Source organism: Bernardetia sp. ABR2-2B (genome assembly GCF_037126435.1).
In the GTDB taxonomy this organism is placed as follows: Bacteria; Bacteroidota; Bacteroidia; order Cytophagales; family Bernardetiaceae; genus Bernardetia.
The window spans coordinates 3,421,475-3,447,437 of record NZ_CP147020.1 but is presented as its reverse complement, the minus strand read 5'-3'; the positions used below and the strand labels follow the sequence as shown (position 1 = coordinate 3,447,437).

Sequence of the window (25,963 nt, the reverse complement as noted above, 5' to 3'; positions counted from 1 at the left end):
ATCCCTTTTCATTCTGAATTAAAATCAAATTGAAAAGGGGTTTTTTTGTATTTTATAATTATAAAAAGTATAACTGAGCAGTTGAAAAATAAGGAATTGCTAAAAATAATCATTTCTGATTGACAAATTACCTACTACTCAATTTTAACTTTCTAAATAAATGATTCTTAAAAAATAAAGTTACTGTTAAAAATTTTTGCTTATTTGAATCTCCTTCTTAAAACTCAAATCTACAAATCAGTTACTTTGAAAAATCACTCATTTTGTTTTGCTTACTTGTCTTATATATTTCAATCTACTTGCCAATTGATAGAAAATAGCTACAAGTAATCCATAACAACCATAAAAAGCTGTTTAAAGCCTGTTAAGAGTGTTTTTTATTTTTCCATTGAAATTCTTTAGTAGATTACTTTTTTCATAATGAAAAGGCTATTTTTTCAGTATGGAAAATTCAGAGATTATTATTTATAAGGAGCATAAGGAAAAATATCCATTTCAATATCGGTCTCTCCAATCAAACGGTCATCTACTGGTGCATCATAAACGACTAATAAATCTCCATTGGGCATAGGTGCAATTCCTTCGGCTTTATCTTTTCCTTTTTTTATCTCTGCTCCTTTCACAACATCAAAAAGACGCTCCACTTCTGGAGTAATAGAATATTCTTCATCTTTAAGACCATCTTTTATTCTGTATAAAGAAATTGTTCCATCCAAATCCATTGTAGGTCCTCCCAAAATCAGTAAGTCATCTGTTTGCAAACAAAGCTCTCTTATTCCCATTCCTTTGAGGTCAAGAAAATGCTTACGATATTTCATTGTTTTGCCATCTATTTCTTCGCCTATTTTTTTGAGTTTTAGCTTTCCTTTTTTGGTTTCCTTAACTTGAATTTCGACAATAGTAGCCCAACCTCTCAAAACAGGTCCTCGCATTCCTAAGAAAATTCTGTCTCCATTGACTGCCAACCCTTCAATATCAAAACCATTTTCCTTACAAGGCAAATCCATAAATTTTTCAAAATGTCTATCCTTTGATAGTTTTTTAGATAATTGTGTATGTTTTTTTCCTCTTTTTAGTTGCGCTGCTCTGAGTGTAATGTCTTTATTTTCTGGATGTGGAGTCTCTTTATGAAGTTCCCAGTCGCCAGTTTCTTTGTTTGGAACACAAGGAATCCTAGCTAACGTATAACGATTATAATCATATTGTAATTCTGACAAATCATCAATTTGCTCTTTCAAATCATCTTCTTTATCTACATCATTTCGCTTTTTGCTTTGCGAACCTGTCAGCCACAAATAGTAATCATCATACGCCAAACCTTCTATATCAACTTCACTATCGTCTACCAAATCAATATAATCTTCTAACTTAAAATGAGCGTGTTTTTTATAGCTCTGCTGATTGTCAGCAAAAGTTACTAATTCCAAACGTTCCAACCCTAAACTCTCGTCGAAGGCAATCCAAATATTTTTTCCTGTTCGGACAACTGAAGAAATATCATCTCTAATTTTGTCATCTAATGGATTTAACTCATCATTTAAGTAAAATCTGATTCGTTTTGGCTCTTGATTAATAGTTTTGTCTTTCATAAAAGGTTAAAAAATGGGGATTAATTAAAAAATGTATTTACTCAACATAGCTCTTAAAGAATTGTTTTTTACTAATTTTTACAAAAAAACAATAGAAATACAATAAATCTGATTTGAATTGTTACCTTTGTGATTGTTTAAAATCATTCTAAATAAGACATTAACATCTTATATTTTTATCAAAATCAACTCAAAAATTATGAATCGTATTTTTGCTAGTATTAATTCAGTATTTATTTTGTTTTTAGTCTCTATTTCATTTTTTGCTTGTAACGACAAGAAAAGAGACAATACAGAAACTACTTCTGATTCTACTACCGTAATAGAAAGCTCAAAAGAAGTAAATGTTTATTCGCATCGTCATTACGAATCTGATAAAAATCTTTTCAAGCAGTTTGAAGAACAAACAGGCATAAAAGTAAATGTTGTAAAAGCTTCTGCTGATGAGCTTATCAATAAATTGGAAATGGAAGGACAAAATTCTCCTGCTGATGTTTTGATTACTGTTGATGCTGGACGTTTGTATAGAGCAAAATCTAAAGACCTTTTACAACCAATCGAATCAGAGACTTTATTTACAAATATTCCTTCTCATTTGAGAGATGCAGACAATCAGTGGTTCGGAATCACGAAACGTGCTAGAGTGATTGTTTATGATAAAGAAAAAGTAAAACCAGAAGATTTTGCTACCTATGAAAGTCTTGCTGCCCCAAAAGCAAAAGGAAATTTATTGATTCGTTCTTCTAATAATGTTTATAATCAGTCTCTTTTGGCTTCTATTATTGCAAACTCTGATGAAGAAACTGCCAAAAAATGGGCGGCTGGTGTAGTAGAAAATATGGCAAGAACTCCAAAAGGAGGCGACCGTGACCAAATAAAAGGAATTGCAGCAGGAGAAGGAACTCTAGCAGTAACAAATACTTATTACTTAGCTCAAATGCTCAACGACACAGATGAAGAAAATGTAAAAGCAGCACAAAAAGTAGCTATTATTTTCCCAAATCAAGACGGAAGAGGAACGCACATCAACGTAAGTGGTGCAGCCGTAACAAAACATGCTCCTAATAAAGAAAATGCTATTAAACTGATTGAATTTCTGACGAGCAAAGAAGCACAGGAAGTTTATGTAAAAGAAGAAATGGAATATCCAGTTCGTACTGATGTAGAAATGGCTCAAACACTTCAAGAATGGGGAACATTCAAAGAAGACAAACTAAACCTCTCAAAGCTAGGTGAAAACCAAGAAAAAGCAGTTATTATTTTTGATGAAGTAAAGTGGAAGTAAGTATTCTAAACCTATACTATTTTCAGAAATGGTATAGGTTTTTTTTGCTTTTGTATTCTCTAGCCGTTGTCGGTGTCTCCACCGACGAATTTTACCTACCTAAAAAGCCTCTCCGATAAGTATATAAAGTCCACCACCTTCACGAGTAAGGGCATAATCTATACGAGTATAAATATCTTTTTTTGGAAAGAGCAAGAAACGCAAACCTGCTCCCCCAGAAAAGGTAATTTTATCCATCGCAATTTCTCTTGTATTTGGAAAAACAGTTGCCACAGAGCCAAAAACTGTCGCTCCAATACGCTTACTAAACCCTAAAGGCAATGGCAAAAAACGAAATTCTGTCTGTGCTGCAATTTGATTTCTATCTCTAAACCTTCCTGTATAATATCCTCTCATAATGGTTTCTCCACCTAACAAAGCAAGTTGGTTGAAAGGAACATTTCCTGTATTAAATTGCCCCAAAAGCTGTGCAGCAAAAACATTACGCTTTCCTATTGGACGATAAATACGTGTATCTGACAAAAAGCTATTGAACTGAAAATCACTCACAGCATCGTTATAATGAAGAAATCCAAGTTCAGAGAAAAAACCTTTTCGTACATTGAGGACATTATGACGATTGTCATAAACAATTCCTGCTCCTATACCAAAATTGGTAGAGCCTTCATAACCCATAGGTAGCTCAATAGAAGATTCAAACTCTTCATTTTTGACAAAATCTACACCTGAAAGGCGTGTAAAATCAAATTGAGAGCCTATAAAAAAATCTTTTTTAATTTTATGAAGAATACGCTGTCTTACCCAAATCTGATTAGCATCTACTCGTGCTTGATATTCTTCTGGTGTATTTGAGCCAATTCCATAATAAAGAAGAGGAAAACTTTGTATTCGTGTTCTGCCCAAAATAAAAATTTTATCGTCATTACTATAAATCGCATTTTCTAGCCAAATACCATACTGATTTTCTAAGGTAAAAAACGTAAATGCACTTAACTCACTCAAACGATTCGTTGTATCACGCTTTGCATAATAAATATAAAGTGAACTAATACCAATTTCTAAATTTGTTTCTGGGCTATATGCCAACGTTGGATAAGCTAAAAAGCGAGGTTTGGATGCTTCAGTAGTGTCGTTTACTAAATTGTAAAGATATTTTCTAAATGCACTTTGTCCGTTGGTAGTATGAACTATCGAAACTGAGCAGACAAATAAAAATAAAAAAAGCAAGTGTTTCATTAGTGGATAAGATTGAACTATAAACCTTTGATTATTAGATAATTAACAATTGATAAAAAACTAAAGATGCAAGTTGAGAAGTAAACGAAATAGTTTTTGAAAAGGATGCAAAGTACGCTATTTTTATGATAAAATAATGTAAAAAAATAGGGCTGAAACAAAAATTGATAACGTTTTTTTATCTTTATCTAAATCAACCCAAATACTATGAAAAATCTAACCTTATTACTTGTTCTATTTATCCCTTGTTTCACTTTCGGACAAACTTTTCCTGTTAGTTTTGATACAAATATCGAAATCATAAAAGAGGGTAAAAAGTTAGCTCTAACAGATGGATTCAATTCTCCTCAATTTTCTACTCTAAAGGTAGATAATGATGACTTGGAAGATCTTTTTATTTTTGATAGAACAACAAATCAAGTTCTTATTTTTCTTCAAAAAATAAACTTTCAAAATCAGAAAGAATGGATTTTTGCACCAGAATATACGCAGCTCTTTCCCAAACTAAGGAACTGGGTTTTGCTTCGTGATTATGATGGCGATGGACAAAGAGATATTTTTGCTTCTACAACTTTTGGTATTATTGTCTATAAAAACACAAAAAATACTACTGGAAATCTGACTTTTGAAGTAGCCAAAGATTTGCTTTTTAGTACAGGAATAGCAGGAAATCGATTAAATCTAGGAATTGATGCAACTGATATTCCTGCGATTTTGGATTTGGATAACGATGGAGATATGGATATTCTAAATTTTAGACCTTCTATCGGAACGACTGTCGAATGGCACAAAAATCTAAGTCAAGAGACCTATTCAATTTCTGATAGTCTTATTTTTGAGAAAGAAACAATTAGATGGGGAGGTTTTGAAGAGTGTGTTTGTGAGAGTTATATTTTTGATGGAAATAGTTGTAGAATAGGTGCGACAGGTAGAGTAGAACACGCTGGTTCGTCACTTTTGGTTCTCAATTTAGATGATAATCCTGCTCTTGATTTATTGGTTGGTGATGTAGCTTGTAATTATACGACTGCTTTATTTAATGAAAAAAGAGGACAGAGTGCAAATACAGAAGCCATTTTGAGAAATCCACAAGTTCGTTTTCCTGCTTCAAAACCAATTGAAATTCCTACGTTTGCAGCTGTTTTTTATGAAGATGTTACCTTTGATGGAAACCCTGATTTGATAGCTGCACCTAATTTATATTCGAATGATGGAAATTTGATTGATTATGAAAATTCTGCTTGGCTTTATGAAAATAAAGGAACAAAAGAAAATCCAAGTTTTGAGTTTGTGAAAGAAAATTTCTTACAAGAACAACTATTTGATATTGGAGAAAATGCTCGTCCTGCACTCATAGATATAGATAATGATGGAGATTTGGATATGATTGTGGGAGAACGTGGACATTTATTTTCTTCTACTTCTTATAAAGCAAGATTACATTTTTTAGAGAATATTGGAAGCAATGAAAACCCAAAACTTCAATATAAAAATGATGATTATCTAAATTTTGCCAGTTCTTCAACAGTAAGGTTTCAATTTTTAAAACCAATTATTTCAGATTTTAATGGAGACGAAAAAGACGATTTATTATTTACAGCCTTTGAGTTGAATACAGGAAAAGCAGGAGTCTTTTGGATAGAAAATAAAGGAAATACTCAAAATAATAATCAAGCTAATTTTTCATTGAATGATTTGAAAGAAGTTACTTTAACTGGAATAAACTTAGAAAGAAACGATGAGATTATTTTGACTGAATTAAATAACGATGATAAAATAGACTTACTTGTTTTGCAAAATAGAGGAGGAATAAAATCATTTTTACAGCAAGATAATGGTAGCTTTAATTTAGATAATCAAAATTTTGGCAATCTGAGTTTCACGAGAGGAAGCTTTACACTTTATGAAAGAAGTGAAAATGGACAGACTTCAAAAGACTTACTTTTATCTAATCCAGAAGAAGGACTTTTTTTAATTAAAGATTTCAAAAATCAAGAAACAGGTTTTGATTTGATTCCTCTTTCGCTTTCTACTCAAAATCTACCAACAGATTTTCCTTCTAGTTTATTAACTTCCCAAAATGCTACTTTATATTTTGGAAACACTGTTTTTCCTGTGGCATTCGATTCTCAAATTCTGATTGGAACAGTTGGAGGGGGACTGCAATGGCTTTCACCTGATGGAGAAATTATTTCTGGAATTGATAATGACAAAACGAATGAAAACTTGTTTTTGAAAGTGTTTCCAAATCCTGCAAAAGATATTCTGACTGTTCAAACAAAAGAAAAAGGAAGTTTGATTTTATATGATACAAAAGGACAACTTTTGATAGAAAAACAGATTCAAAATTCTAAAAATGAAATTGATATTTCTCGTTTTGCTGCTGGTTTGTATATTCTTGTTTTTAATACGGAAAAAGGACAGGTTTATCAGAAAGTTATTGTTCAAAAGTAATTTCTTTCTGTATTGTTTCAATCCAGTTCTTATCATTGGTTTTTATAATAATTGTTTTGAAATTTAACCTTTCTCCTTCCATTCCTACACCTTTTAAGTCGTCTATATGTAAGTCAAAACCAAATGCAGGAGGATATTTTGAAGCATTTATATTTCTGCTTTTTAATGTATGCTGATTTTGAGATTGATTTATTATTTTTCCAACTTTTATTCCATAATAGAAAAGCATCAATCGGATTTTGATTTGACTTCTAAATGAAGTTGTGTAAATATGAATTTCGTGTTCTTGTTTTTGTAAGTCAGAAATAAATTTTGCCGTTCCTACCCGAATAGGTTCAATTCCCAAAAGCTTACTCAATAAACCTTGTTTTTCTGCCTCAAATTCATTTCCATGTGGAATAAGTGTGCTATCTAAGTCAAAACTGATATTCATGTTTGTATAATTTATGATAAGTTTTTTACTTACCTTTAGAAAAAAACAAAAAACTTAAACCTCCAAAAATTGAAACTACTACCTTTTATATTCTCACTAATTATTCTACTTTCTTCTTGCCAAGACAAACCAAATCAAACAAAAGAAACAGAACAAGAAAAAACTCCATCAAAGAAAACTTCTCTACGCCCTAATATAAACAAAGAACTAGATAGCCTTCATAATTTAGGTGTTTTTAATGGTTTTTCAGCAACTGTGGTAGATACCTCTGGAGTTCTTTACAATCGTGGTTTTGGCTATGCAGATATGAAAAATCAGAAAAAATATACAGAAAACACTATCATTAATATAGCTTCTGTTTCTAAGGTATTTATCGGAATCTCTCTTTTGAAGGCGCACGAAATGAATTTGCTTGATTTAGATGCGCCAATTAATGATTATTTACCTTTTGAAGTTATTAATCCAAACTTTCCAAATGAAAAAATAACTGCTCGTCATTTGGCTACACATACAAGTTCTATTATTGATACAGAAATGTATATGAAAACGGATTATATCAATAGAAATGATGTCGTTATTGATGAGAGTTTGACAGAAAAATATGAGTTGTATTATCAAAATCCATCCAAAAATTGGATGCCTTTATCTGAATACTTAGAAAAGATTTTAGTAGAAGGAAATGAATTTTATGATACAGCCACTTATGCAAACCGAAAACCAAACGAGATTTATGAGTATAGTAATGTCGGTGCAGCTCTTTGTGCGTTAGTAATAGAATCAGTTGCCAAAAAACCTTTTCATGAGTTTACGAAAGAACATGTTTTTGAGCCTTTAGAAATGAGTGCTACCAGTTGGCTCTTTGAAGAGGTGGATAGTTCTGCTTATTCCAAACTTTATTTTGATGATAAAGAATTGCCTTATTATACTATTCTTTCTTATCCAGATGGAGGACTGATTACTTCAAGTAGCGATTTGAGTAAATTCTTGATAGATTTAATAAAAGGATATGAAGGAAACGGAACACTTCTAAACAAAGATAATTACGCAGAGTTTTTTAAGTCTCAACTCAAAGAAGAAAACTTTGAAGGAAAAGAAAACTTTAATGTTGGTTTGTTTTTAGATAAAGAACTCGCTTACAATGCCATTGGACATACAGGAGGCGACCCAGGTACAAATGCACTTATGTATTTTGATTCAGAAAAAAAGGCAGGTAGAATTTTTATTGCAAATACAGATTCCAAAAAAGAAAATAGCAATGATGTTTTTTGGGGAATATGGAACACACTAGAAGTAGAGTAAAATACACAAACTGAATTTTTAGCATAATGTCATTAAAACTATACCTTTAGCTTTGTACTTAATTAGCATATGATATAGGTCAGTCTCGTAGAGCAGACCGTTTGTAGTCAATCTTTCTTATTTTTATTTTCAGTAAACGGTCTGCCTTTTAGGACTGACCTATTTATTTGAAAACTATTGAGTAGTACGTATCAACACCTTATTAGAAATCTATCTAGTAAGGTGTTTTTTATTTTTTCTAACTACTAAGGAACTTAAAAAAGAAGATGACAGTTTGTAATAGCATAACACAAGATTATAGCTCAGTCGGTTAGAGCGTCTGTCTGATGCACAGAAGGTCATAGGTTCGAATCCTATTAGTCTTACAACTTGCTCCATTAGTGTAATTGGCTATCACATGTCTCTTTCTAAGACATAAAAAGAGTTCGAATCTCTTATGGAGTACAAAAAAGGGAACTTTGTAGATACGGTAATCTGCACCAGACTGTAAATCTGGAGTTGTAAAACTTTCTAGGTTCGAATCCTAGCGTTCCCACAAAAAATAATAATATTGCCTTGTGGTGTAATCGGTAACACATCAGATTTTGAGTCTGATTTTTCAAGTTCGAATCTTGACGAGGTAACAACTACGTTCTTATCATAGTGGTAATGTATCAGTCTCCAAAACTGAAAACAGAGGTTCGATTCCTCTAGGACGTGCAAAAAATGGAAGAGTAACTCAGGCAGGTAGAGTGACAGACTGAAAATCTGTTGGACATTGGTTCGAATCCAATCTTTTCCACAATATATAGTGGTATATTAATTGGCTAAATATCTTGCTTTGGATGCAAGAAAATGTAGGTTCGAGTCCTACCCACTATACAACTAGCGATATGACGGAACTGGCATACGTATTAGTTTTAGAAACTAAGTTTTGAGAGTTCGAATCTCTCTATCGCTACAAACTCATTTAGACCAAAGAGAATGAAGAGCAAGAACACAAGAATTTGAATACATTTTTTGAAATGAAAATTTAAGGTTCAAAATTTGAGAACATTATTAAATTAATATTAATTTTTGTCTTGGTTTTCATTATTTATAAAAATGTCAAAATCTGTTTCGTATTCTTTTCTATTCATTGCCTTGGCTTCTCTATTGGCAGGGCTTGGCTTTCGATATTTTTTAGTAAATACGAAGGATTATAATGAATACACACAAGAAGTTCGAAAAAAAGTAGATAAAGAACTAGAAGTAGCAGAAAAAGAACTCACAGAACTAGAGGAAGCTGTCATTCAGAATTATAAAAAGCTAGACTTCTCACTCATTACTTCTAATACAGGGAAATATCCCATTTATATTTTTAGAAATAGTGAACTTCTTTTTTGGACAGATAATACCTACTTATTATCGTATGACCAACTCAAAAATAATTATTCAGAATATACACTTGAAACACCAAAAGGTCTGTTTTTGATAAAACAAAAGCTCATCGTTACCAAATACGATAATATGACAGGAGTCGTTTTGATTCCTTTATCCTCTGAATACAAAATTTATAATCAATTTCTGACTTCAGGAGTCAATCCAAAGCTTTTTGCTACTTCGGATATTAGCCTTCAACTCAATCCAGAAGGATCTTCGTATCGGGTTTATGGAACGGGAAGTAATTTGCTCTTTGCGCTTGTTTTTCCATTAGATTATAGTTGGCAGTCCTCTCAAAACTATGCTGTACTCTTTTTTATGCTTATTGCGTGTGTTTTTGTGTTCTTACAGGCAAGAGTTTCGATGCTTCATTTTTTGAAAGAAGGGCAAGTTTGGTATGCTTTTTTTGTTTTGGTAGCTACCTTTTTAGGGATTCGTTTTTTTATGCTTTTTCTGAATTTACCTAACAGTATATTTCCTACCATTCTTTTCAATGCTCGTTATTATGCTTCTTCTTGGGTTGCTCCTTCGCTTGGCGATTTATTTCTGAATGTGATTTGTATTTTTATCATAAGTAGTTTTTTGTTTGTGCATTTTAGCGAACTCTCTCATATGAGAAGCATTGGCAGCCGAAAACGCAAACAATTTGGTATTGTGATAGCGATTGCACTTTCTTTTGCCATTGCTTTTTATCACTTTCTAAATATTCGAAATTTATATATTCACTCTCCCCAAATTTCTTTAGATTTTACTAGAGAATTAGATTTTTCACTCCTCAAAATAATAGCTCTTTTTATAGCAATTTTGACGGCTACCACTTATTTTTTACTTGTTCATATCTTAGTTCGTTTTATAGAATGGCTACATGTAGAAGGTAGAAAATTGATTTTATTGGTCGCTTTAGGTGTTTTGGTAGGTTGGGTTGTTAGTGTCATTTATGCTTTTAGTATTCGTGCAAATCTTTCCGATGCTTGGATTGCACTTATCCATACAGTTTATATATTGATAGTTATTTTTGTAGAATTGCCTCGTTCGGAGCGTTCTTTTACCTATCAAATATTTATTTATATATTCTTGGGAGCAATCACTACTTCGATTATGAGTAGTTATATTATCTATTGTTTTGAGCAAACGAGAGAGAGAACAGCAAAGGAAAACTTTGCTGACCAGCTTTTATTAGAAAATGATTTGCAAGGAGAGTTTTTATTGAATGATGTTGTCGAATCACTCCCATTTGACCCAATCATTAAGAATAGATTAATGACTTCTTTTACTACGAAGGATATTATCTCACGAAAAATAAGGAAGTTTTATTTGGATTATTATTTTGATAAATACGATATAAAAGTTCATTTATTTAATGGAAATGGAATGCCTTATGACAATACAATGACTTTTGATGAGATGTATTCTAGGTATGCACAACCTATCTATTCAACAGAATATGAAGAGATTTTTTTGGTTCACGACCTATCCACAAACACAAAACGCTATTTTGCCTTTAGTGAAATTAGTAGAAGTGGTGTCAAGATTGGCAAAATTGTAATAGAATTACAACTCAAAAAAATAGTTTCGAATAGTGTGTATCCCAACCTTTTATCAGATAATCCTTATTCAAATTATAACCATTGGGGAGGAAGAAATGCTTGGAGTTATTCAATTTTTGAGAATGCAACACCTGTTTATTCACAAGGGAATTTTGTCTATTCTAAAGAATTTTTAAGCAATTTTGATTCTGTAACTACATTTTCCACCTCATCTTACAAACACTTTTTTATAAAAGGAAGCAACGACAAATCAGTTATTATTTCTTCGGTAAATTATCCCTTAAAGTCCGTCTTGACTAATTTTTCAATGCAATTTATTTGTATTGTCTTGATGATGCTTTTGCTTTTGGCAGTTTATCGTCTTTATTTTAGACAACAGCCTTTTGCTTTTAACCTAACTGGAAGGATTCAGCTTTATCTTAATTTAGCCTTTTTCTTACCAACAATTCTCTTGAGTATCTTGATTGTAAGTATTTTGAATTCGGAAAATAAGAATCAAACTATCGAAACTTACTTTCAAAAAGCTGAAAATGTTGCTCAAAATTTCTCTACAAAACTTAGTGATTATGTAGTTTATAAGGACATTACAAAAGACGAATTATTAGAATCTCTTCAAGAAATTGCTCGTCTGACTCAAACAGAAATCAATGTTTTTGATAGAGATGGTGTACTTTTGGCATCTTCTCAACCAACTATTTATGATAATGGATTAGTGTCTTCTCTTATAAACCCTAAGGCGATGGCACGTTTGATAGAACAAAAACAAAGCAAGACAATACTTAGTGAATCTATCGGAAGGCTAAATTATAATTCGGCATATGTAGTCGTAAAATCTCCTGCAACTGGCGAAATTGTGGGAGTAGTAGATGTTCCCTTTTTCGAATCCCAACGTTATGCTGATGAACAAATTTTGGAAGTTGTTTCGACGATACTAAACGTTTTTACAGGAATATTTTTGCTCTTGGTGGTGCTTTCCTTTTTCGCTTCTCGGGATTTGACAAAACCGTTGAGTCTTGTTACTTCTCGTCTGAAAAGAATTACGCTAAGTGGAGACAACAAACCGTTAGATTATAAATCTGACGATGAAATTGGCCTTTTGGTAGGAGAATATAATAAAATGCTTGTCAAGTTGGAAGAAAGTAGGGCTGCACTTGCTGCTAGTGAAAAGGAATCAGCGTGGAGGGAAATGGCAAAACAAGTAGCTCACGAAATAAAAAATCCTCTTACACCAATGAAACTAACATTGCAACATTTGCAACGAGTTTTGGCAAACGAAGAATCTCCTGCCGAGCGTTCTATCAAAAGTTTGCTTACACAGGTAGATACATTGAGTGATATTGCAACTTCATTTTCTGCTTTTGCAAAGATGCCAATTCCAAAAACAGAGCGTTTTGATGTTTCGATGGTGCTTCAAGAAACTTTGATTTTATATAAGAATGACGGAAGTGTTCGTCTGGATGCAATTCTTGACCAAGGAGAGTTTTTTGTAAATGGAGATTCGAAACTTATGGGAAGAATCCTTACAAATCTTATTCTGAATGGCATACAAGCCGTACAAGAAAAAGACCCACATATTAATGTTGTCTTAGAAAGAACAAATCAAAAATCGCCAAAAACGATAGTTATTTATATTCGTGATAATGGAAAAGGAATTGATGAAGAAACAGCAAAAAAACTCTTCATTCCTAACTTTACGACTAAATCAACAGGTTCTGGAATTGGTCTTTCAGTTGCCAAGCGTGGAATAGAACATGCAGGAGGAAGAATTTGGTTTGAAACAGAACCGTATTTCGGAACTACCTTTTTTATTGAATTGCCTTTGGTGGAGTAGATTTACATTTTAAGTTATCGTTGTGTATTAAACCTTATCACGGTTATTTTTGTATGTCAGTCTTCCAGACTGACCATTGAGAATAAAAGCTGTTTTTGTGTTCAGGCAGGATGCCTAAACTACGTAAAACAAACTCTGATAACGTTTATTTTTTAATATAAAAAGATAAGGTTACTTTTTAAAGAGCTGAAAACCCCAAGCAATTGCTAAAAAACCAATTCCGGTAAGAGGAGGAGGAAGTATTTTTGAAATAATTCCGATTACAACCATAGCAATAGCTACAATAATGAGGATAATACTGATAAGATTAATTTTCTGATTGTGTGTCATGTGATTATTTAATTTCTGCTATAATTACCCCAAAAACTCCATCTGTTTGTTGCCAGTTTTGGGAAGGTAAATAGACTTTGGAAACAAAGCCATCTAAATAAAGAGCATTTTTACAGCCTTTTTGTTTGAAAAAAGTAGCCAAATCATAAAAATTAATTTCTTCTTTTGACATTGCAAAGAGTATATTTCCATTTGGTAATATTCCTACACCATTTCTGATGTTGAGATTTGATGAGCCTTTTCTAAATTTTGAATGAATATTTCCATCAATCAAAAGCATTGGTCCTGACTGAGTAGCATATTTTATATTTTGTTTATCATTTGTTTTGAGAAATTCATGTGTAGTAGAAACAATAGCTTTATTATCTTTTGTCAAATAAAAAATTCCGTTGGGCTGCATATAAAAATTACCATAGCCTTTTTGAACAGTATCCAATTCAAAGCGAGTAATTCCATTATCAATAAATAATCCTTGTGGCGATAAATCTCTTTTAAACATTCCTCCATTCGTGGCAAAAACTAATTCTTTACTTTGTCTTTGAAGTGATTTTTTTAGAACACCAAAGTTTTTATAGTTCTTTCCTGTTTTATCTTTCCAATAAAAATCTAGCTGTTGTTCTTTTGGATTGAGTTCATAAATCAGTAATCTAGTTTCGTCTATTTTATAATTTTCATCATCTTGTATTACCTCATATGTAGAAACTGTATCAATTTTTACTTTTTGGTAAATGATAAAACTTGTAAGAAGAAGAAGAGCCAAAATAGTTGAAAGCAATATTCGTTTTTTCATAATAAATAAATAAATAAGGATTAATTAAAAAAAATCTCTACCAAAAACCTCAGTCCTCTGACAAAAGATTTTAAATTTAGATAAAAAAAAGCCATAATTGAGTTTCTCACAAAATTTTTCTCACAAAATTTTCTCAATTATGGCGAAAGCAAAGTATGCTTCTAGTGGTAAAGTTACAAAATTAGTTAGTGTTTTATCTTCTCATTTAAAAGGGTTTCATTTAGCCCGAGTTCAATTTATAGGTCTTTTTGTAATAGCTGTTATAAAGGTAGGTCTAGGAGGTTTAATTCAAATTGCAACTGCGTTTGAAAGGAATGTAGAATACAGTTCTTCTTTACGTCGTATAGAACGCTTTTTAAATTATTATGAGCTTGATTTTCAAGCAATTACTAATTTGATTATTTCCTTAGAAGGCATTGAACAATGGGAAAATATCGTACTGTGTTTGGATAGAACGAATTGGAAAGTTGGAAAAGAGCATATTAATATTTTGCTTCTCTCAGCAGCTCATAAAGGGGTATCTATTCCTCTTTGTTGGTCTGTACTTTCGAGGACAGGAAATTCAGCTACTCAACAACGAATTGATTTGATAGAAGATTTCTTAAATCAATTTCCTAATTTATCTATTACTGCTCTTGTAGCAGATAGAGAGTTTATAGGTAAAAAATGGTTTTTCTATTTAGCTACAAAAAAATTTGATTTTGTAATGCGTATAAAATCTAACTTTAAAGCTACTAGAAAAGGGAAAACAAAGTCTATTGTAGCATGGTGTAGAGGGCTTTCGATTTCAGAAACCTATCAACTAGATGGAACATTTGTAGTCAATGAAGCAGAGGTATATTTATCTGTAAGTCGAACACAAAAAGGATATATTTATTTAGCATCACCTGTTTTATTGGATAATATTTTTGAAATTTATAAACAACGTTGGGAAATCGAAACGTTGTTTAAAGCACTAAAATCACAAGGTTTTAACTTAGAAAATACAAAATTAACAGAACCAAATAAAATAGCTAAATTAATTGCTTTGTGTTCCATTGCCTTTGTTTGGTGTTACAAAGTAGGAGAATGGAAACATAAAAAAACAAAAATAAGAGTCTGTTCAAATGGATATAATGAATACTCTTTTTTCAGATATGGATTAATAGAAATTAAAAAAATACTCAATAATCCAATGACTAGTGAAACTAAATTTGATCAAAAAATTAAAGTTTTGTCAATGGAGTAAGACCAAAAACAGGAAATGCTTGGTAGAGATAGATAGAATAGAAAAGTTTATGTCTGAATTTTATTTCATAGCAATTTCTTCCCCAGATTCGAACTTAACATAAGTAAGAATTGATTTTATTTGCTCATCATTAAAAAAATCGTGATTTGGCATCATCTGTCCGTATTCTTCATATAGTTTGGCTGCATAATCATTCTTTCCTCCTGTAATTACTTTTTCAGGATATTTGATAAAATTAACTATTGCTGCTTCGTTTTCCCAACGATTCATTACGCCTTTCAGAGCAGGGCCAACCACCTTTTTATTAATGGCATGGCATTGAGCGCAATTTCCTTGAAAAAGTTCGTGTCCTTGCAAAACAGTTGCTTTCTGAGGTTCGGCAAGAGAGGCTACTTTTGTATTTATATCTTCAACAGGTGCTGCACTTTCAGCCGTATCAGTAGTAGTTTTGCCTTCTTCGCTAGAAGAACTATTAAAAAGGGAAACTACTGCCACAATCAAAACCAAACCAACACCAAGTATAATCCCTGAGAGTGTTAGCACTTCGTTATTATTTGAGCTATTCATAAAATTTATATATTTGTTTTAGATGAAATTAGAATTAAGGAATAACAAAATAATTTTATACACTTTTGAGCATAAAAAAACGCTATTCTCTTTGTTTAAAGAACGAAGTGAATAACGTTTTGGTTTTGATTTTCTTCTAATTTTGACTACTTAATTTGATGAATAAGAATTACTTATCTTCGTTTTCTTCTACTTCTGTTTCAGCTTCTAAGTCCACAATTCCAATCTCTTCGATTGTTCCATCTGGCTGTACTTCATGGATTGTACCTGACTTTAAAGTCATCTCTTCTTTTTCTCCTTCGGCTGCATAAGTCATACAGTTTACTGTATTATCTTCATTGATTTTGCAAGTTACTTTTTCTTCTTGTGTAAAGCCATCTTGCGAACCTCTGATATAATATTGTACATTTTGCTCTACAATTGGATATCCTTCTTCATTGAAAGTAACCAATTTTGTAAACTGAAAAATAGAACCATCATAACCATAAAATAAAAGTGCTACGATTCCCTCTGGCATATCAGCTAATTGACCAATCAAGTATAAACGATTTTTACCATTTGGCTCAACCATTACTCTCTCGCCTAATCCATTAATGACATTGAAATATTTATTATAAGTCGTCATCGAAACTGGCGAAAATGATTTTTTGCTTGACTTTTCGCTCAAATCATAAGGTGTTTTTACTTCCTTGATTTTATCTATAAATTCGGAAAAATCCTCAGCAGGAATTGTATCTTTCAAGTGTAGTTCTTTTCTGTTTTTGTCTTTACTTGCATCATAGACATTCTTTTCATCTACTGCAATTGTCTTTGATTTGTCTTTGTATGGATTTTTGTTTCGCTGTGCAAAAGAAACAGTTGAGAAAATAAAAAAAGCAAAAGTAAAAATTAATGCAGAATAAATAGTAGGCTGTTTCATTGTATTAAAAAATTAGATGAATGAGTTGAGTTTTAAAAATTTTGTTTATCAACGCTTTAAAAAGAGTTCTTGTTTTTAGTAGATATGTTGAGCAATTATTAATCAAAAATATAATTACCTTTTGCATCTATCTGAAAAGATAATTTTTGCTTATTTTTCTCAAATTTTTCATATCCTATCTTTATGTTGTCCCAAAATCTTACCAATTTTTGATTTTTTGGATAAAATGTATCTTTATTTTTCTCTGTAAAACGAAAAGGAAAAACATAAATTGGAATTTTGGTTTGTCCGTTTGCTCGTGCCTGTACTGCCAAAACATACACTTCTTTTATCCACTCATCTGTAATTGGAATACAGCCAATAGTTACGCAAGAACCGTGTAGATAAATTGCTCCTCCCAAATCCTTTGTTGTTCTTGTAGGATTTCGTTTTTTGTCAGCTTGATTGGGATAGCTTATTCCCAAAGAAAGAAAATAACTACTCATTGGATTGAAGTGATTGATATAATAAAACCCTTCAGGAACTTGATAGTCTCCTTGCTGATTTTTCGCTCCTAAACTGCCCGAACTTCTACAAATATCATAGGTCAGAAATTTTTGATAAGATTTATCTGATTTTGCTTTGACATACATTTCTAATTCTTCTTCATCTTTGTAAGCAACCATCAAAATATTGATGTTTTGAAGAGAGAGATTTTTTTGTTTTAGTTTATTCGTTAGGTAATCTTCTTTTTCTTGATAAGCTTGACGGACTTTTTTGTATCTTTTTTGCTCAGAAATAAAGTCATCGTATTTTTTGTAAGCGACAAAAGAAAAGCAAAAAAGAGCTGAAAAAAATAGACAACAACTGGTAGTAAAATAATATTTTTGTGTTTTCATAAGTGGCAATAGTTTATAAAGTTGTTTAATAATAGGTTGTGTATTTGTTGATGTCACTATGCTAAAACACCAACAAAGGCTAGGTTGTTTTTCCTTGGAATTGAGTTTGCAAACCCAATTCTAAGGAAAAATCTACATTCTTAAACAACTTCTATGTTTAGACATCAAATAGCATTGCAGATTCAGAGATACATTTATTCAAGACAAGAACAAGTATATTTATACTCCATTTCTCCCACAATTAGTTTTGTACTTTCTACCATATATACACCATCATGTAGATTATTCCATTTAATCAATTCATCTTTGGTTACTCTATAATCTCTTGCAATAGTGGAAAGATAGGTTTGCTTCTTAAAAGTTTTATATATTGTTCTTTTTCTAAACTCTGCTGCTGTTCCGTTTTGATACTCCTTTTTTAAGGCTACTTTTAGATATTCTCCTTCATAAAAAGGTTGTTTTAGGAAAGTCGAAAACTCTGTATATTCTACATCATTCCACTTCGAAAAACAAGGCGCACAAGTTTGGTACAAGTTCAAAATATATTCAACATTTTCGCCTTCTCCTACTAAGTGATAAATATAAGTAGTGTCTTTTGGTCTTTCAAAAACTGCTTTTCTATCTGTTGTAGTGGCTGTATTTACTTCTCTTATAGAAATAACTCTATTTGAGTAAAGTGTATCACTAAAATGCTCTCCTATAATATTGTACTCATATTTTTGAGCAAAAGAGGTCTGTAAAAAAGTAAAAAATAAGACTGATAAAATAAATGATTTCATAATTGATAAGTAAAGAAATGAGTAGTCGTTTTGATTATAGAAAGCTATCAAATTCTGCATTAAAAAACAATTTATCTAATTTTGACTTGCTTTAATTAACTTTGTTATAATTTCAATTCTACATTTTTAATTTTCCACTCTTCATTAGTATAGAATGTCTTCACTTTTATCTTTTCAGGCTCATTTAGAAGAATATCGTCAAAAGAAATATTATGCACTTTCTCTTTCTGTTTTGGGAGGTGTTTTGATGGCTCTGGGTTGGTACTTTCCTTTTTCGCCTTTGCTTTTTGTGGGGTTTGTTCCTTTGATAGAACTTATAGAGTTTTACTTCAATAAAAATGAAATTCAGAGCAAAAAACAGCAAAAAAATACTGACACAGTAATAAAAAAGAAAAAATACTTTACTCGTCTATGTTTTTTTATTTGGGTTTATTTTGTGATTTGGAATGCTGGTGTTTATTGGTGGCTTTGGAATGCAATGAGTTTTGCTGTAATAGGTATATTTTTATTAAATGCTCTTCTACAACTCTTGCCTATTGTCTTTTATATTTTTACAAGGCGTTTTTCAGTTGGCTTTATCAATTACCTATCCTTTGTTTCGTGTTGGTTATTTTTCGAATACGTTCATCTCAATTGGGTTTTGTCTTATCCTTGGATGAATATCGGAAATGCATTTGGCGAAGTTCCTCAGTGGGTACAATGGTACGAATATACAGGAGCATTTGGGGGAACACTTTGGGTGCTTTTGGCAAATATTTTGGCATATCACGTTTTCATAAAATCAGAAATAAAAGTAGGTGCTTTTTTAGTTTGGATATTAGTTCCGATAGGTTTTTCTTACGGACTTTATTCGGTTTATGATGAGAATATACTAGACGATAATCAAAAAACAGTAGAAATAGCTGTCATTCAACCCAACTTAGATTGTTATTCTGAAAAATTTGCTAATAATCCAAAAACAGGCGAACCTTCTACCAATCATATTCCTTTTCAAAATCAAATTCAGAGATATATCGATTTAGCTAAAAGTATAATTACAGATTCTACAAAGTATGTTATTTTGCCTGAAACAGCTTTTCATAAAAATTCTACTGAATATAATTATACAAATCAGCTTGATTTAGAACCTATTTTTAATTTTTGTAGGGAAAATAACCTAATTCTTATTTCAGGGGCAGATACCTATAAATTTTACACAGGAAATGATACTGTTCCGAAAACAGCACGAAAATCTAAAGGAGGAGATTCGTATTATGATATGTATAATTCGGCAGTACAGTTTGTTCCTTCTATAGAAGATTCAGTTTCATTTTATCATAAATCAAAACTTGTTATCGGAGCAGAAACTAATCCTATCAAAATGGTTCTGCCTAACCAAAGTGCTTCCTTAGTTTTTGTAGATATTATGGGAACATTGGGAACGCAAGACTACCGAAGCGTTTTCGAATCGCCAAATTCAGAGGCAAAAGTAGCTCCTGTAATATGCTGGGAGGCTGTTTATGGCGAGTTTTGCACAGAATATGCTCAAAATGGCGCAAATGTAATTGTCGTTCCTACAAATGAAGGCTGGTGGGGAAATACACCTGCACCTCGTCAGCTTTGGGGACTTTCAGCTTTACGTGCCATAGAAACACGACGTAGTGTAGCACGGGCAGCAAATACAGGAATTTCTGGCTTTATAGACCAAAGAGGAAAAACTATTTCGAAAAGCAACTACGGAGAACAAGCAGCTTTAAAACATAAAGTAAAACTGAACAATGAAATTACTTTTTACACCCTTCACGGAGATTATTTAGGCAGACTTGCAGGATTTTTAGCTATTTTGTTTTTTATCTCTGCTCTTGTTAGAAAATTACGAAATAAGTAAACATAGTTACTACCGACAAGTAAGCAGAATTAAACAAAACCCACGATTTTAATCGTGGGAAAAGAGTTCTAAAGAAAACCTCAATAAAAACCTAATGAAGAATATTTTTGAAAAAAGCGTTACTGACCAAATTATTCACCGAATAGAAAAACTAACTCCAGAAACACAACCTCTTTGGGGAACGATGAGTGTAGAAAAAATGCTTGCTCACTGTAACATCGCTTATGAAATGGTCTATGAAGAAGGAAAGCACAAAAAACCAAATCTGTTTGTAAAATTTATTTTAAAATCTTTTGTGAAAAACAAAGTTGTTAGTGAAAATCCGTTTCCTAAAAACGGACAAACAGCACCTCAATTCATTATAAAAGATAAGCGAACTTTTGAAATAGAAAAAAAACGTTTGATAGAGTATCTCCAAAAAACACAAGAATTGGGAGAAAACTATTTTGACAACAAAGAGTCTCACTCTTTTGGAAAACTATCTAAAAAAGAATGGAATAATATGTTTTACAAGCATCTTGACCATCATTTATCTCAATTTAATGTTTGATTTTAAAGTTTATGAACAATACCGATTTGTATAGAGAGGCTTTATATTTTGCTTGTAAGGCACACGAAGGACAAAAAATGAGTTCTTCTGTACCGAATATAGAATTTCCTTATTTTCTTCATATCACAGAAGTAATGACAGAAACCTTATCTGCTTTTCAAGAAACACTCAAGAATACAACTGATAAAAACCTTAATCAAGATTTGGGTGTATTGGTTGCTATTCTTCACGATACAGTTGAAGATACTTCAGTTACTTTAGAAGAAATAGAGAAGCAATTTGGAGAAGAAGTAAAAAATGGCGTTTGGGCAATGACAAAAAATGAAAAACTACCAAAGGAACAACAAATGAATGATAGTTTGGAAAAATTATCAAGACAGCCAATAGAAGTACAGTTTGTAAAACTAGCTGACCGAATTGTAAACCTCAAAGAGCCACCTCATTATTGGAATTTAGAAAAGAAAAAAAAATACCAAAAGGAAGCTAAACTTATTTTGGAAAAGCTAAGACAAGCAAATCCTTATTTAACCAAACGATTAGAAGAAAAAATAGAAAATTATGAACAGTTTTTTGTTTAAAAAAGAAACCCTTCTTCTAAATGAATAGAAAAAGGGTCTTTTTATCTACATAGAAATGCTAAAAATAGGGGTTTGAAAAAAATAGACTTGCGCCACAAACTTAACCTGCTATTTCTATTCTTATTTTACAGTTAAAATATAAATTCTTAAAAATAAAGTTTCTTTTAAAAAATAATTCGCTTTGAAGTCCTTCCTCTACCAAAACAAATGAGAGCTACTTTTAGAGCTTTTATTTTATCTGTATTATGACTTACTTATTTCAATAGACTTGCCAACTTCATTTTTGTAAAAATTATTTCTAAACCACTCTTATTTTTTATCAAAAAACAACCCTAACAGCTTTTAAAGCCGTGTTTATCTTTTTATAAAAAAAATATCCTATCCTTTTGTTTCGAAATAAATCAGATAAGTATTCCATTTTGAAAGTCCTATATCCCCATTCTGAAAAAATTATCATTTCAGAGTAAAAAATTGTAATTTTGCAAACTAGAATAGCAATTAAAAAAAGACCGTATAAAAAATGGCAAAAGGATTTGGCAAAACGTGGTGGGGACAAAAATGGTTAGAAGCCTTCACAGATATAGATGATACAGGCAGACTTACGAGAGGAAAAACGTATGCTAGAAATGGTTCGATTTCCAAAAAGCAAATAAGAGGAACAGCCATAGAAGCAAAGGTAAAAGGAAGCAAATCTTCGCCTTACTCTACGTATGTAGAAATGAAGGAATTTGATGAGATGGATAAAAAAATTATCCTAGAAACATTACAAAAAAAGCCTGAACTTTGGCAACAACTCACTCAAAGACAATTACCAAAAGAACTTTTTAATGTATTAGAACAAGAAGATATTCATCTTTTTCCTAAGCGTTGGCGAGACTTTAGGGCTGGTTGTTCGTGTCCAGATTTTGCAATGCCTTGCAAACACATTGCAGCTGTTATTTATTCTTTTTCAGAAGAAATTGATGCTAATCCCTTCTTGATTTTCTTGTTGCACGATTTTGATTTGCTTTCTTATATTGAAGATAATGCCCAAAAACAAAAAATGGCTTCTATGCCAAAATGGGAAGATAAATGGTTTTTATTAGATGAAATACAAGAACTTCCAGAACCAAAAGAAATAGAGAGTTTAGATATTTCTTTTGCTCAAATTCCAGACCTTCAACAGACTTTACTACAACTTCTTTCACCGAATCCTCCATTTTTTGAAAAAGAAGACTTTAAAAGCATTCTTCAAACTACCTATCAAAAATTACCAAAAACGATAGATGAATATTGGAAAGATTATGAAACGGAAGAAGAAAGAGAAGAAGATAGAAAATATAATGAAGAGTTTTATGCTAGAAATCAATCTCAAAAGAAAAAAGATGATAAGAATTATTATGAAATAGAACGTTTTGAGTTTACGTTTGATGCTTCCTACAAACTCCGAAATACATTTAAGGTAACCAAACAAAAGCGAAAACTAATCAAGACAAAGATTGATAACGGTTTTGGTTTTTTGTTAGATTTATTTTACACGCTTCCCACAACGGAAATAAAACGCCTTTCGGAGCAGTTGCAGGTTTTATTCAAAATTCATCAGTTTGCCCTTGCACTTTTGGAGCGTGGAGCTGTTGTTCCGACAATTTTCAGTAATCAAAAAAATGAAGTTTTTATTCGTTGGCAACCTGCTATTTTAAATCCAAATAGTAAAGAAATTCTAAATCAAATCTCTGAAACGCTTGATATTAGGACAGTAAATGTGGGGTTAAAAGCAAAAAATAAGGAAAAAACAAAGGCAAAGATAGAACCTCATTATTCTGACCAAACAGAATCTACTCTCACTATTTTGGGAATGATTTTGCAGTTTTATATTGAAGAATCTTGGATAAAGACACGTTACAAAAAACGACTTTCTTCACTCAACATGAAGGTTGAAAGTATCTTTTTTATGAATTTGGCAATGAATTTTACAGGCTATCAAGAAAAAGATATGCCTCATTTGATTCGTGCTTGGCTCGGCAAATTCTTGTTGTCTGAACGGAAATATGTTCCCATTCTGTCTATTCAAGAAAATTTTGAAGAAGGCGACCCAGACGAGGAAAGTATAAATGAATACAGCGATTATCAAGAAGCTGATGAGACGTTTTCTTTAGAAGTTCTGATTGAAGATAAAGAGAGAAGCCACAAACACGAAGAAAACGAAACCCCACATATTCCCCTTGCCGTAATTTTTGAAGATGATTCTTTTGAAGATGTACGTTTGCCAATTGTACAAGATTTACAAATTTTGTCTGATTTTTTGGGCGAGATTAGAGACATAATAGAATCACAAGGACAGATTTCGAAACAAATTGAAGCAGAGAGATTGAGTAAAATACTGACAGAAATTTTTCCTATTTTACAGATTTTGGGAATAAAGATATTATTACCAAAACGACTTGAAAAAATAGTCAGACCAAAATTAAAAGCGACTATTAATTCTAAAAACAAAAAAGAAGAATCATTCTTGAAGTTAGGAAGTGTTTGGGAGTTTGATTGGGAAGTAGCGATGGGAGAAGATAAAATTTCGGCAGCCGATTTTGAAAAAATGATAGCTCAAAAAGCTGGTTTGTGGCGATTTAAAGACCAGTATGTTTTATTAGATGAAAAAGAAATTGCACTGATTGTAGAACAATTAAAGAAGAAAAAAAAGAAACTCTCCAACGCCGAACTACTCCAAACAGCACTTACAGAAGAGTATCAAGGAACAAAAGTTGATTTGAGCGAAAAAGTAAGAACGCTATTGCAAGAACTAAAAGAAGCTCCAAAAATAGAAACGCCTCAAAACTTAAAAGCTACTTTACGTCCGTATCAACAAGTCGGTTATGAATGGTTGTATCAAAATGCAAAACTAGGTTTGGGTTCTATTTTGGCTGATGATATGGGACTTGGAAAGACGCTACAAACCATTACTTTTTTATTAAAACTGAAAGAAGAAAATCAGTTGGGAGGAAAAAATAATGAACCTGCTTTGGCTGTCCTTCCTACAACACTTTTGAGCAACTGGCAGCGAGAAATTGAAAAATTTGCGCCTTCGCTCTCTTTTTACATTTATCACGGAGCAAAACGAAAATGGCTAGAAAGTAAGGATAATGAGAAAGATAGTTTTAAGCCAGATGTTTGGCTCACTACTTATGGAACAGTCAGAAGCGAAGACAAACGTTTTGCAGAGCGTGAGTGGGCATGTGTGGTCATTGATGAAGCACAAGCTATTAAAAATCCTGCTGCTGGACAGACAGAAGCTATCAAAATGCTACAAAGCCCTCGTAAAATTGCCCTTTCGGGTACGCCTGTGGAGAATCGTTTGAGTGAATATTGGTCTATTTTTGATTTTGTGAATGAAAATTATTTGGATGTTTTATCGAAGTTTAGAACTAATTTTTCCATTCCAATAGAAAGAGATAGAGACGAACATCGTTCTGATATTTTCAAAAAAATGACTGCTCCTTTCATTATGCGAAGGCTCAAAACAGATAAAAGTATCATTGATGATTTGCCAGAAAAGATAGAAAAAGACCAAATTTGTAGCCTTACAAAAGAACAAACTTTGCTTTACGAAACTACGCTTCGTGAAGGAATGAAAGTAGTAGAAGAGTTTCAAGGAATAAAAAGAAGAGGAGTTATTTTGAAACTGATGATGCAGCTCAAACAAATTTGTAATCATCCGTCGCATTTTTTGAAGGAAAGCACCATGAAAGTAAGCGATTCAGGCAAAACCAAGCTATTTTTAGAAATTGTAAAACAGATTTATGAAGCTGAAGAAAAGGTTTTGATTTTTACACAATATACCAAAATGGGAGAGCTTTTGAAGGACTTTCTACAAGCTACTTTTCATACACAAGTTCCCTTTTTACATGGAGGCTTAACACGAAAAGGACGAGATGAAGCCGTTGAAGTTTTCCAAAATGAAGAGCATTGTCCTTTTATGATTTTGTCGTTGAAGGCTGGAGGAACTGGTTTAAACTTAACTGCTGCAAGTCATGTCATTCATTTTGATTTGTGGTGGAATCCTGCCGTAGAAGCACAAGCCACAGATAGAGCGTATAGAATTGGGCAAAAAAATAATGTTTTGGTACACAGAATGATAACCAAAGGAACGCTAGAAGAAAAAATAAATGAGCTTTTACAGTCTAAAAAAGAAATTGCAGATATGGCAATCACGACAAACAACGCTTGGATAACCGAAATGAATACTGGAGAACTAAATGAGCTTTTTTCTTTGAAGGATTTGTAAAGCATTAAACCCTAAGAGTAGGGTGTTCAGAATTTTCAAATTTCTTCATTCAATTTTATGTTTTTTTAATTCAGAAAAATATAAAATTTGACCGTATTTCTAGCTGCGTAGCTGCTACCTATTTGTAGTCAAAGAAGAAACAAAATG

18 protein-coding genes and 8 tRNA genes are annotated in these 25,963 nt (G+C 32.0%); 17 read left to right on the top strand and 9 right to left on the bottom strand.

What is annotated here, in order from left to right:
* Positions 1-461: 461 nt before the first annotated feature.
* On the bottom strand, positions 462-1,589 hold the full coding sequence (locus WAF17_RS14600; protein WP_338760982.1) for a DUF3616 domain-containing protein: 1,128 nt from the start codon (positions 1,587-1,589) through the stop codon (positions 462-464).
* A gap of 199 nt (positions 1,590-1,788) precedes the next feature.
* Between WAF17_RS14600 and WAF17_RS14595 the strand changes: the two genes are divergently transcribed.
* Positions 1,789-2,874 carry a Fe(3+) ABC transporter substrate-binding protein gene (locus WAF17_RS14595; RefSeq protein ID WP_338760979.1) on the top strand — a complete coding sequence of 362 codons (1,086 nt, stop codon included), beginning with the start codon at positions 1,789-1,791 and terminating at the stop codon, positions 2,872-2,874.
* A 99-nt stretch (positions 2,875-2,973) separates the two neighbouring features.
* On the opposite strand, the gene WAF17_RS14590 is transcribed toward WAF17_RS14595, so the two are convergent.
* Positions 2,974-4,110, bottom strand: coding sequence for a BamA/TamA family outer membrane protein (locus WAF17_RS14590; RefSeq protein ID WP_338760976.1), 1,137 nt, complete (start codon positions 4,108-4,110; stop codon positions 2,974-2,976).
* A 207-nt stretch (positions 4,111-4,317) separates the two neighbouring features.
* Here WAF17_RS14590 and WAF17_RS14585 point away from each other — a divergent pair, with 207 nt between their 5' ends.
* Positions 4,318-6,564 carry a T9SS type A sorting domain-containing protein gene (locus WAF17_RS14585; protein WP_338760973.1) on the top strand — a complete coding sequence of 749 codons (2,247 nt, stop codon included), beginning with the start codon at positions 4,318-4,320 and terminating at the stop codon, positions 6,562-6,564.
* Here WAF17_RS14585 and WAF17_RS14580 read toward each other — a convergent pair.
* Entirely contained in the window at positions 6,548-6,997 is a 450-nt protein-coding gene (locus WAF17_RS14580; protein ID WP_338760970.1) for an HAD family hydrolase, read from the bottom strand. The two genes, WAF17_RS14585 and WAF17_RS14580, sit on opposite strands and share 17 nt — an antisense overlap.
* Positions 6,998-7,066: 69 nt before the next feature.
* On the opposite strand from WAF17_RS14580, the gene WAF17_RS14575 reads away from it, so the two are divergent.
* The 10 genes from WAF17_RS14575 (at position 7,067) to WAF17_RS14530 (ending at position 13,075) form a co-directional block, all read left to right on the top strand.
* Positions 7,067-8,296, top strand: a complete 1,230-nt coding sequence (locus WAF17_RS14575; protein ID WP_338760967.1) for a serine hydrolase domain-containing protein — start codon at positions 7,067-7,069, stop codon at positions 8,294-8,296.
* Positions 8,297-8,587: 291 nt separating this feature from the next.
* Positions 8,588-8,661, top strand: a tRNA-Ile gene (locus WAF17_RS14570).
* Between the two features lie 6 nt (positions 8,662-8,667).
* Positions 8,668-8,740 (top strand) — tRNA-Glu (locus WAF17_RS14565).
* Between the two features lie 7 nt (positions 8,741-8,747).
* Positions 8,748-8,831: transfer RNA gene (locus WAF17_RS14560), tRNA-Tyr, on the top strand.
* Positions 8,832-8,847: 16 nt separating this feature from the next.
* Positions 8,848-8,919 (top strand) — tRNA-Gln (locus tag WAF17_RS14555).
* A gap of 5 nt (positions 8,920-8,924) precedes the next feature.
* Positions 8,925-8,995: transfer RNA gene (locus tag WAF17_RS14550), tRNA-Trp, on the top strand.
* Positions 8,996-9,003: 8 nt separating this feature from the next.
* Positions 9,004-9,077 (top strand) — tRNA-Phe (locus tag WAF17_RS14545).
* A 6-nt stretch (positions 9,078-9,083) separates the two neighbouring features.
* Positions 9,084-9,157 (top strand) — tRNA-Pro (locus WAF17_RS14540).
* A 5-nt stretch (positions 9,158-9,162) separates the two neighbouring features.
* Positions 9,163-9,236: transfer RNA gene (locus WAF17_RS14535), tRNA-Leu, on the top strand.
* A 143-nt stretch (positions 9,237-9,379) separates the two neighbouring features.
* Positions 9,380-13,075, top strand: coding sequence for an ATP-binding protein (locus tag WAF17_RS14530; RefSeq protein ID WP_338760964.1), 3,696 nt, complete (start codon positions 9,380-9,382; stop codon positions 13,073-13,075).
* Between the two features lie 171 nt (positions 13,076-13,246).
* Here WAF17_RS14530 and WAF17_RS14525 read toward each other — a convergent pair whose 3' ends face one another.
* Both WAF17_RS14525 and WAF17_RS14520 read right to left on the bottom strand, forming a co-directional pair.
* On the bottom strand, positions 13,247-13,405 hold the full coding sequence (locus WAF17_RS14525) for a hypothetical protein (protein ID WP_338760961.1): 159 nt from the start codon (positions 13,403-13,405) through the stop codon (positions 13,247-13,249).
* A 4-nt stretch (positions 13,406-13,409) separates the two neighbouring features.
* Positions 13,410-14,195, bottom strand: coding sequence for a phosphodiester glycosidase family protein (locus tag WAF17_RS14520; protein WP_338760958.1), 786 nt, complete (start codon positions 14,193-14,195; stop codon positions 13,410-13,412).
* A 139-nt stretch (positions 14,196-14,334) separates the two neighbouring features.
* Here WAF17_RS14520 and WAF17_RS14515 point away from each other — a divergent pair, with 139 nt between their 5' ends.
* Positions 14,335-15,423: an IS4 family transposase gene (locus WAF17_RS14515; protein ID WP_338760955.1), complete on the top strand. Its 1,089-nt coding sequence runs from the start codon at positions 14,335-14,337 to the stop codon at positions 15,421-15,423.
* A 60-nt stretch (positions 15,424-15,483) separates the two neighbouring features.
* Here the strand turns inward: WAF17_RS14515 and WAF17_RS14510 are convergent, their stop codons facing one another.
* The 4 genes from WAF17_RS14510 to WAF17_RS14495 all read right to left on the bottom strand — a co-directional run bounded on the left by WAF17_RS14510 (position 15,484) and on the right by WAF17_RS14495 (position 18,566).
* Complete coding sequence (locus WAF17_RS14510; protein WP_338760942.1) at positions 15,484-15,990, bottom strand: cytochrome c; 507 nt, start codon at positions 15,988-15,990, stop codon at positions 15,484-15,486.
* A gap of 169 nt (positions 15,991-16,159) precedes the next feature.
* Positions 16,160-16,909, bottom strand: coding sequence for a hypothetical protein (locus tag WAF17_RS14505; protein ID WP_338760939.1), 750 nt, complete (start codon positions 16,907-16,909; stop codon positions 16,160-16,162).
* Positions 16,910-17,007: 98 nt separating this feature from the next.
* Positions 17,008-17,787, bottom strand: a complete 780-nt coding sequence (locus WAF17_RS14500) for a L,D-transpeptidase family protein (RefSeq protein ID WP_338760934.1) — start codon at positions 17,785-17,787, stop codon at positions 17,008-17,010.
* Positions 17,788-17,981: 194 nt separating this feature from the next.
* Positions 17,982-18,566, bottom strand: coding sequence for a LysM domain-containing protein (locus WAF17_RS14495; RefSeq protein WP_338760931.1), 585 nt, complete (start codon positions 18,564-18,566; stop codon positions 17,982-17,984).
* 154 nt (positions 18,567-18,720) lie between these two features.
* On the opposite strand from WAF17_RS14495, the gene lnt reads away from it, so the two are divergent.
* The 4 genes from lnt (at position 18,721) to WAF17_RS14475 (ending at position 25,816) form a co-directional block, all read left to right on the top strand.
* The gene (gene lnt / locus WAF17_RS14490) at positions 18,721-20,433 is read left to right on the top strand and encodes an apolipoprotein N-acyltransferase (protein ID WP_338760927.1); all 1,713 of its coding nucleotides are present in this window, start codon (positions 18,721-18,723) and stop codon (positions 20,431-20,433) included.
* Positions 20,434-20,527: 94 nt separating this feature from the next.
* Entirely contained in the window at positions 20,528-20,983 is a 456-nt protein-coding gene (locus WAF17_RS14485) for a DUF1569 domain-containing protein (protein ID WP_338760924.1), read from the top strand.
* Positions 20,984-20,994: 11 nt separating this feature from the next.
* Complete coding sequence (locus WAF17_RS14480; RefSeq protein ID WP_338760920.1) at positions 20,995-21,561, top strand: HD domain-containing protein; 567 nt, start codon at positions 20,995-20,997, stop codon at positions 21,559-21,561.
* Between the two features lie 520 nt (positions 21,562-22,081).
* On the top strand, positions 22,082-25,816 hold the full coding sequence (locus tag WAF17_RS14475; RefSeq protein ID WP_338760917.1) for a DEAD/DEAH box helicase: 3,735 nt from the start codon (positions 22,082-22,084) through the stop codon (positions 25,814-25,816).
* Positions 25,817-25,963 lie beyond the last annotated feature (147 nt).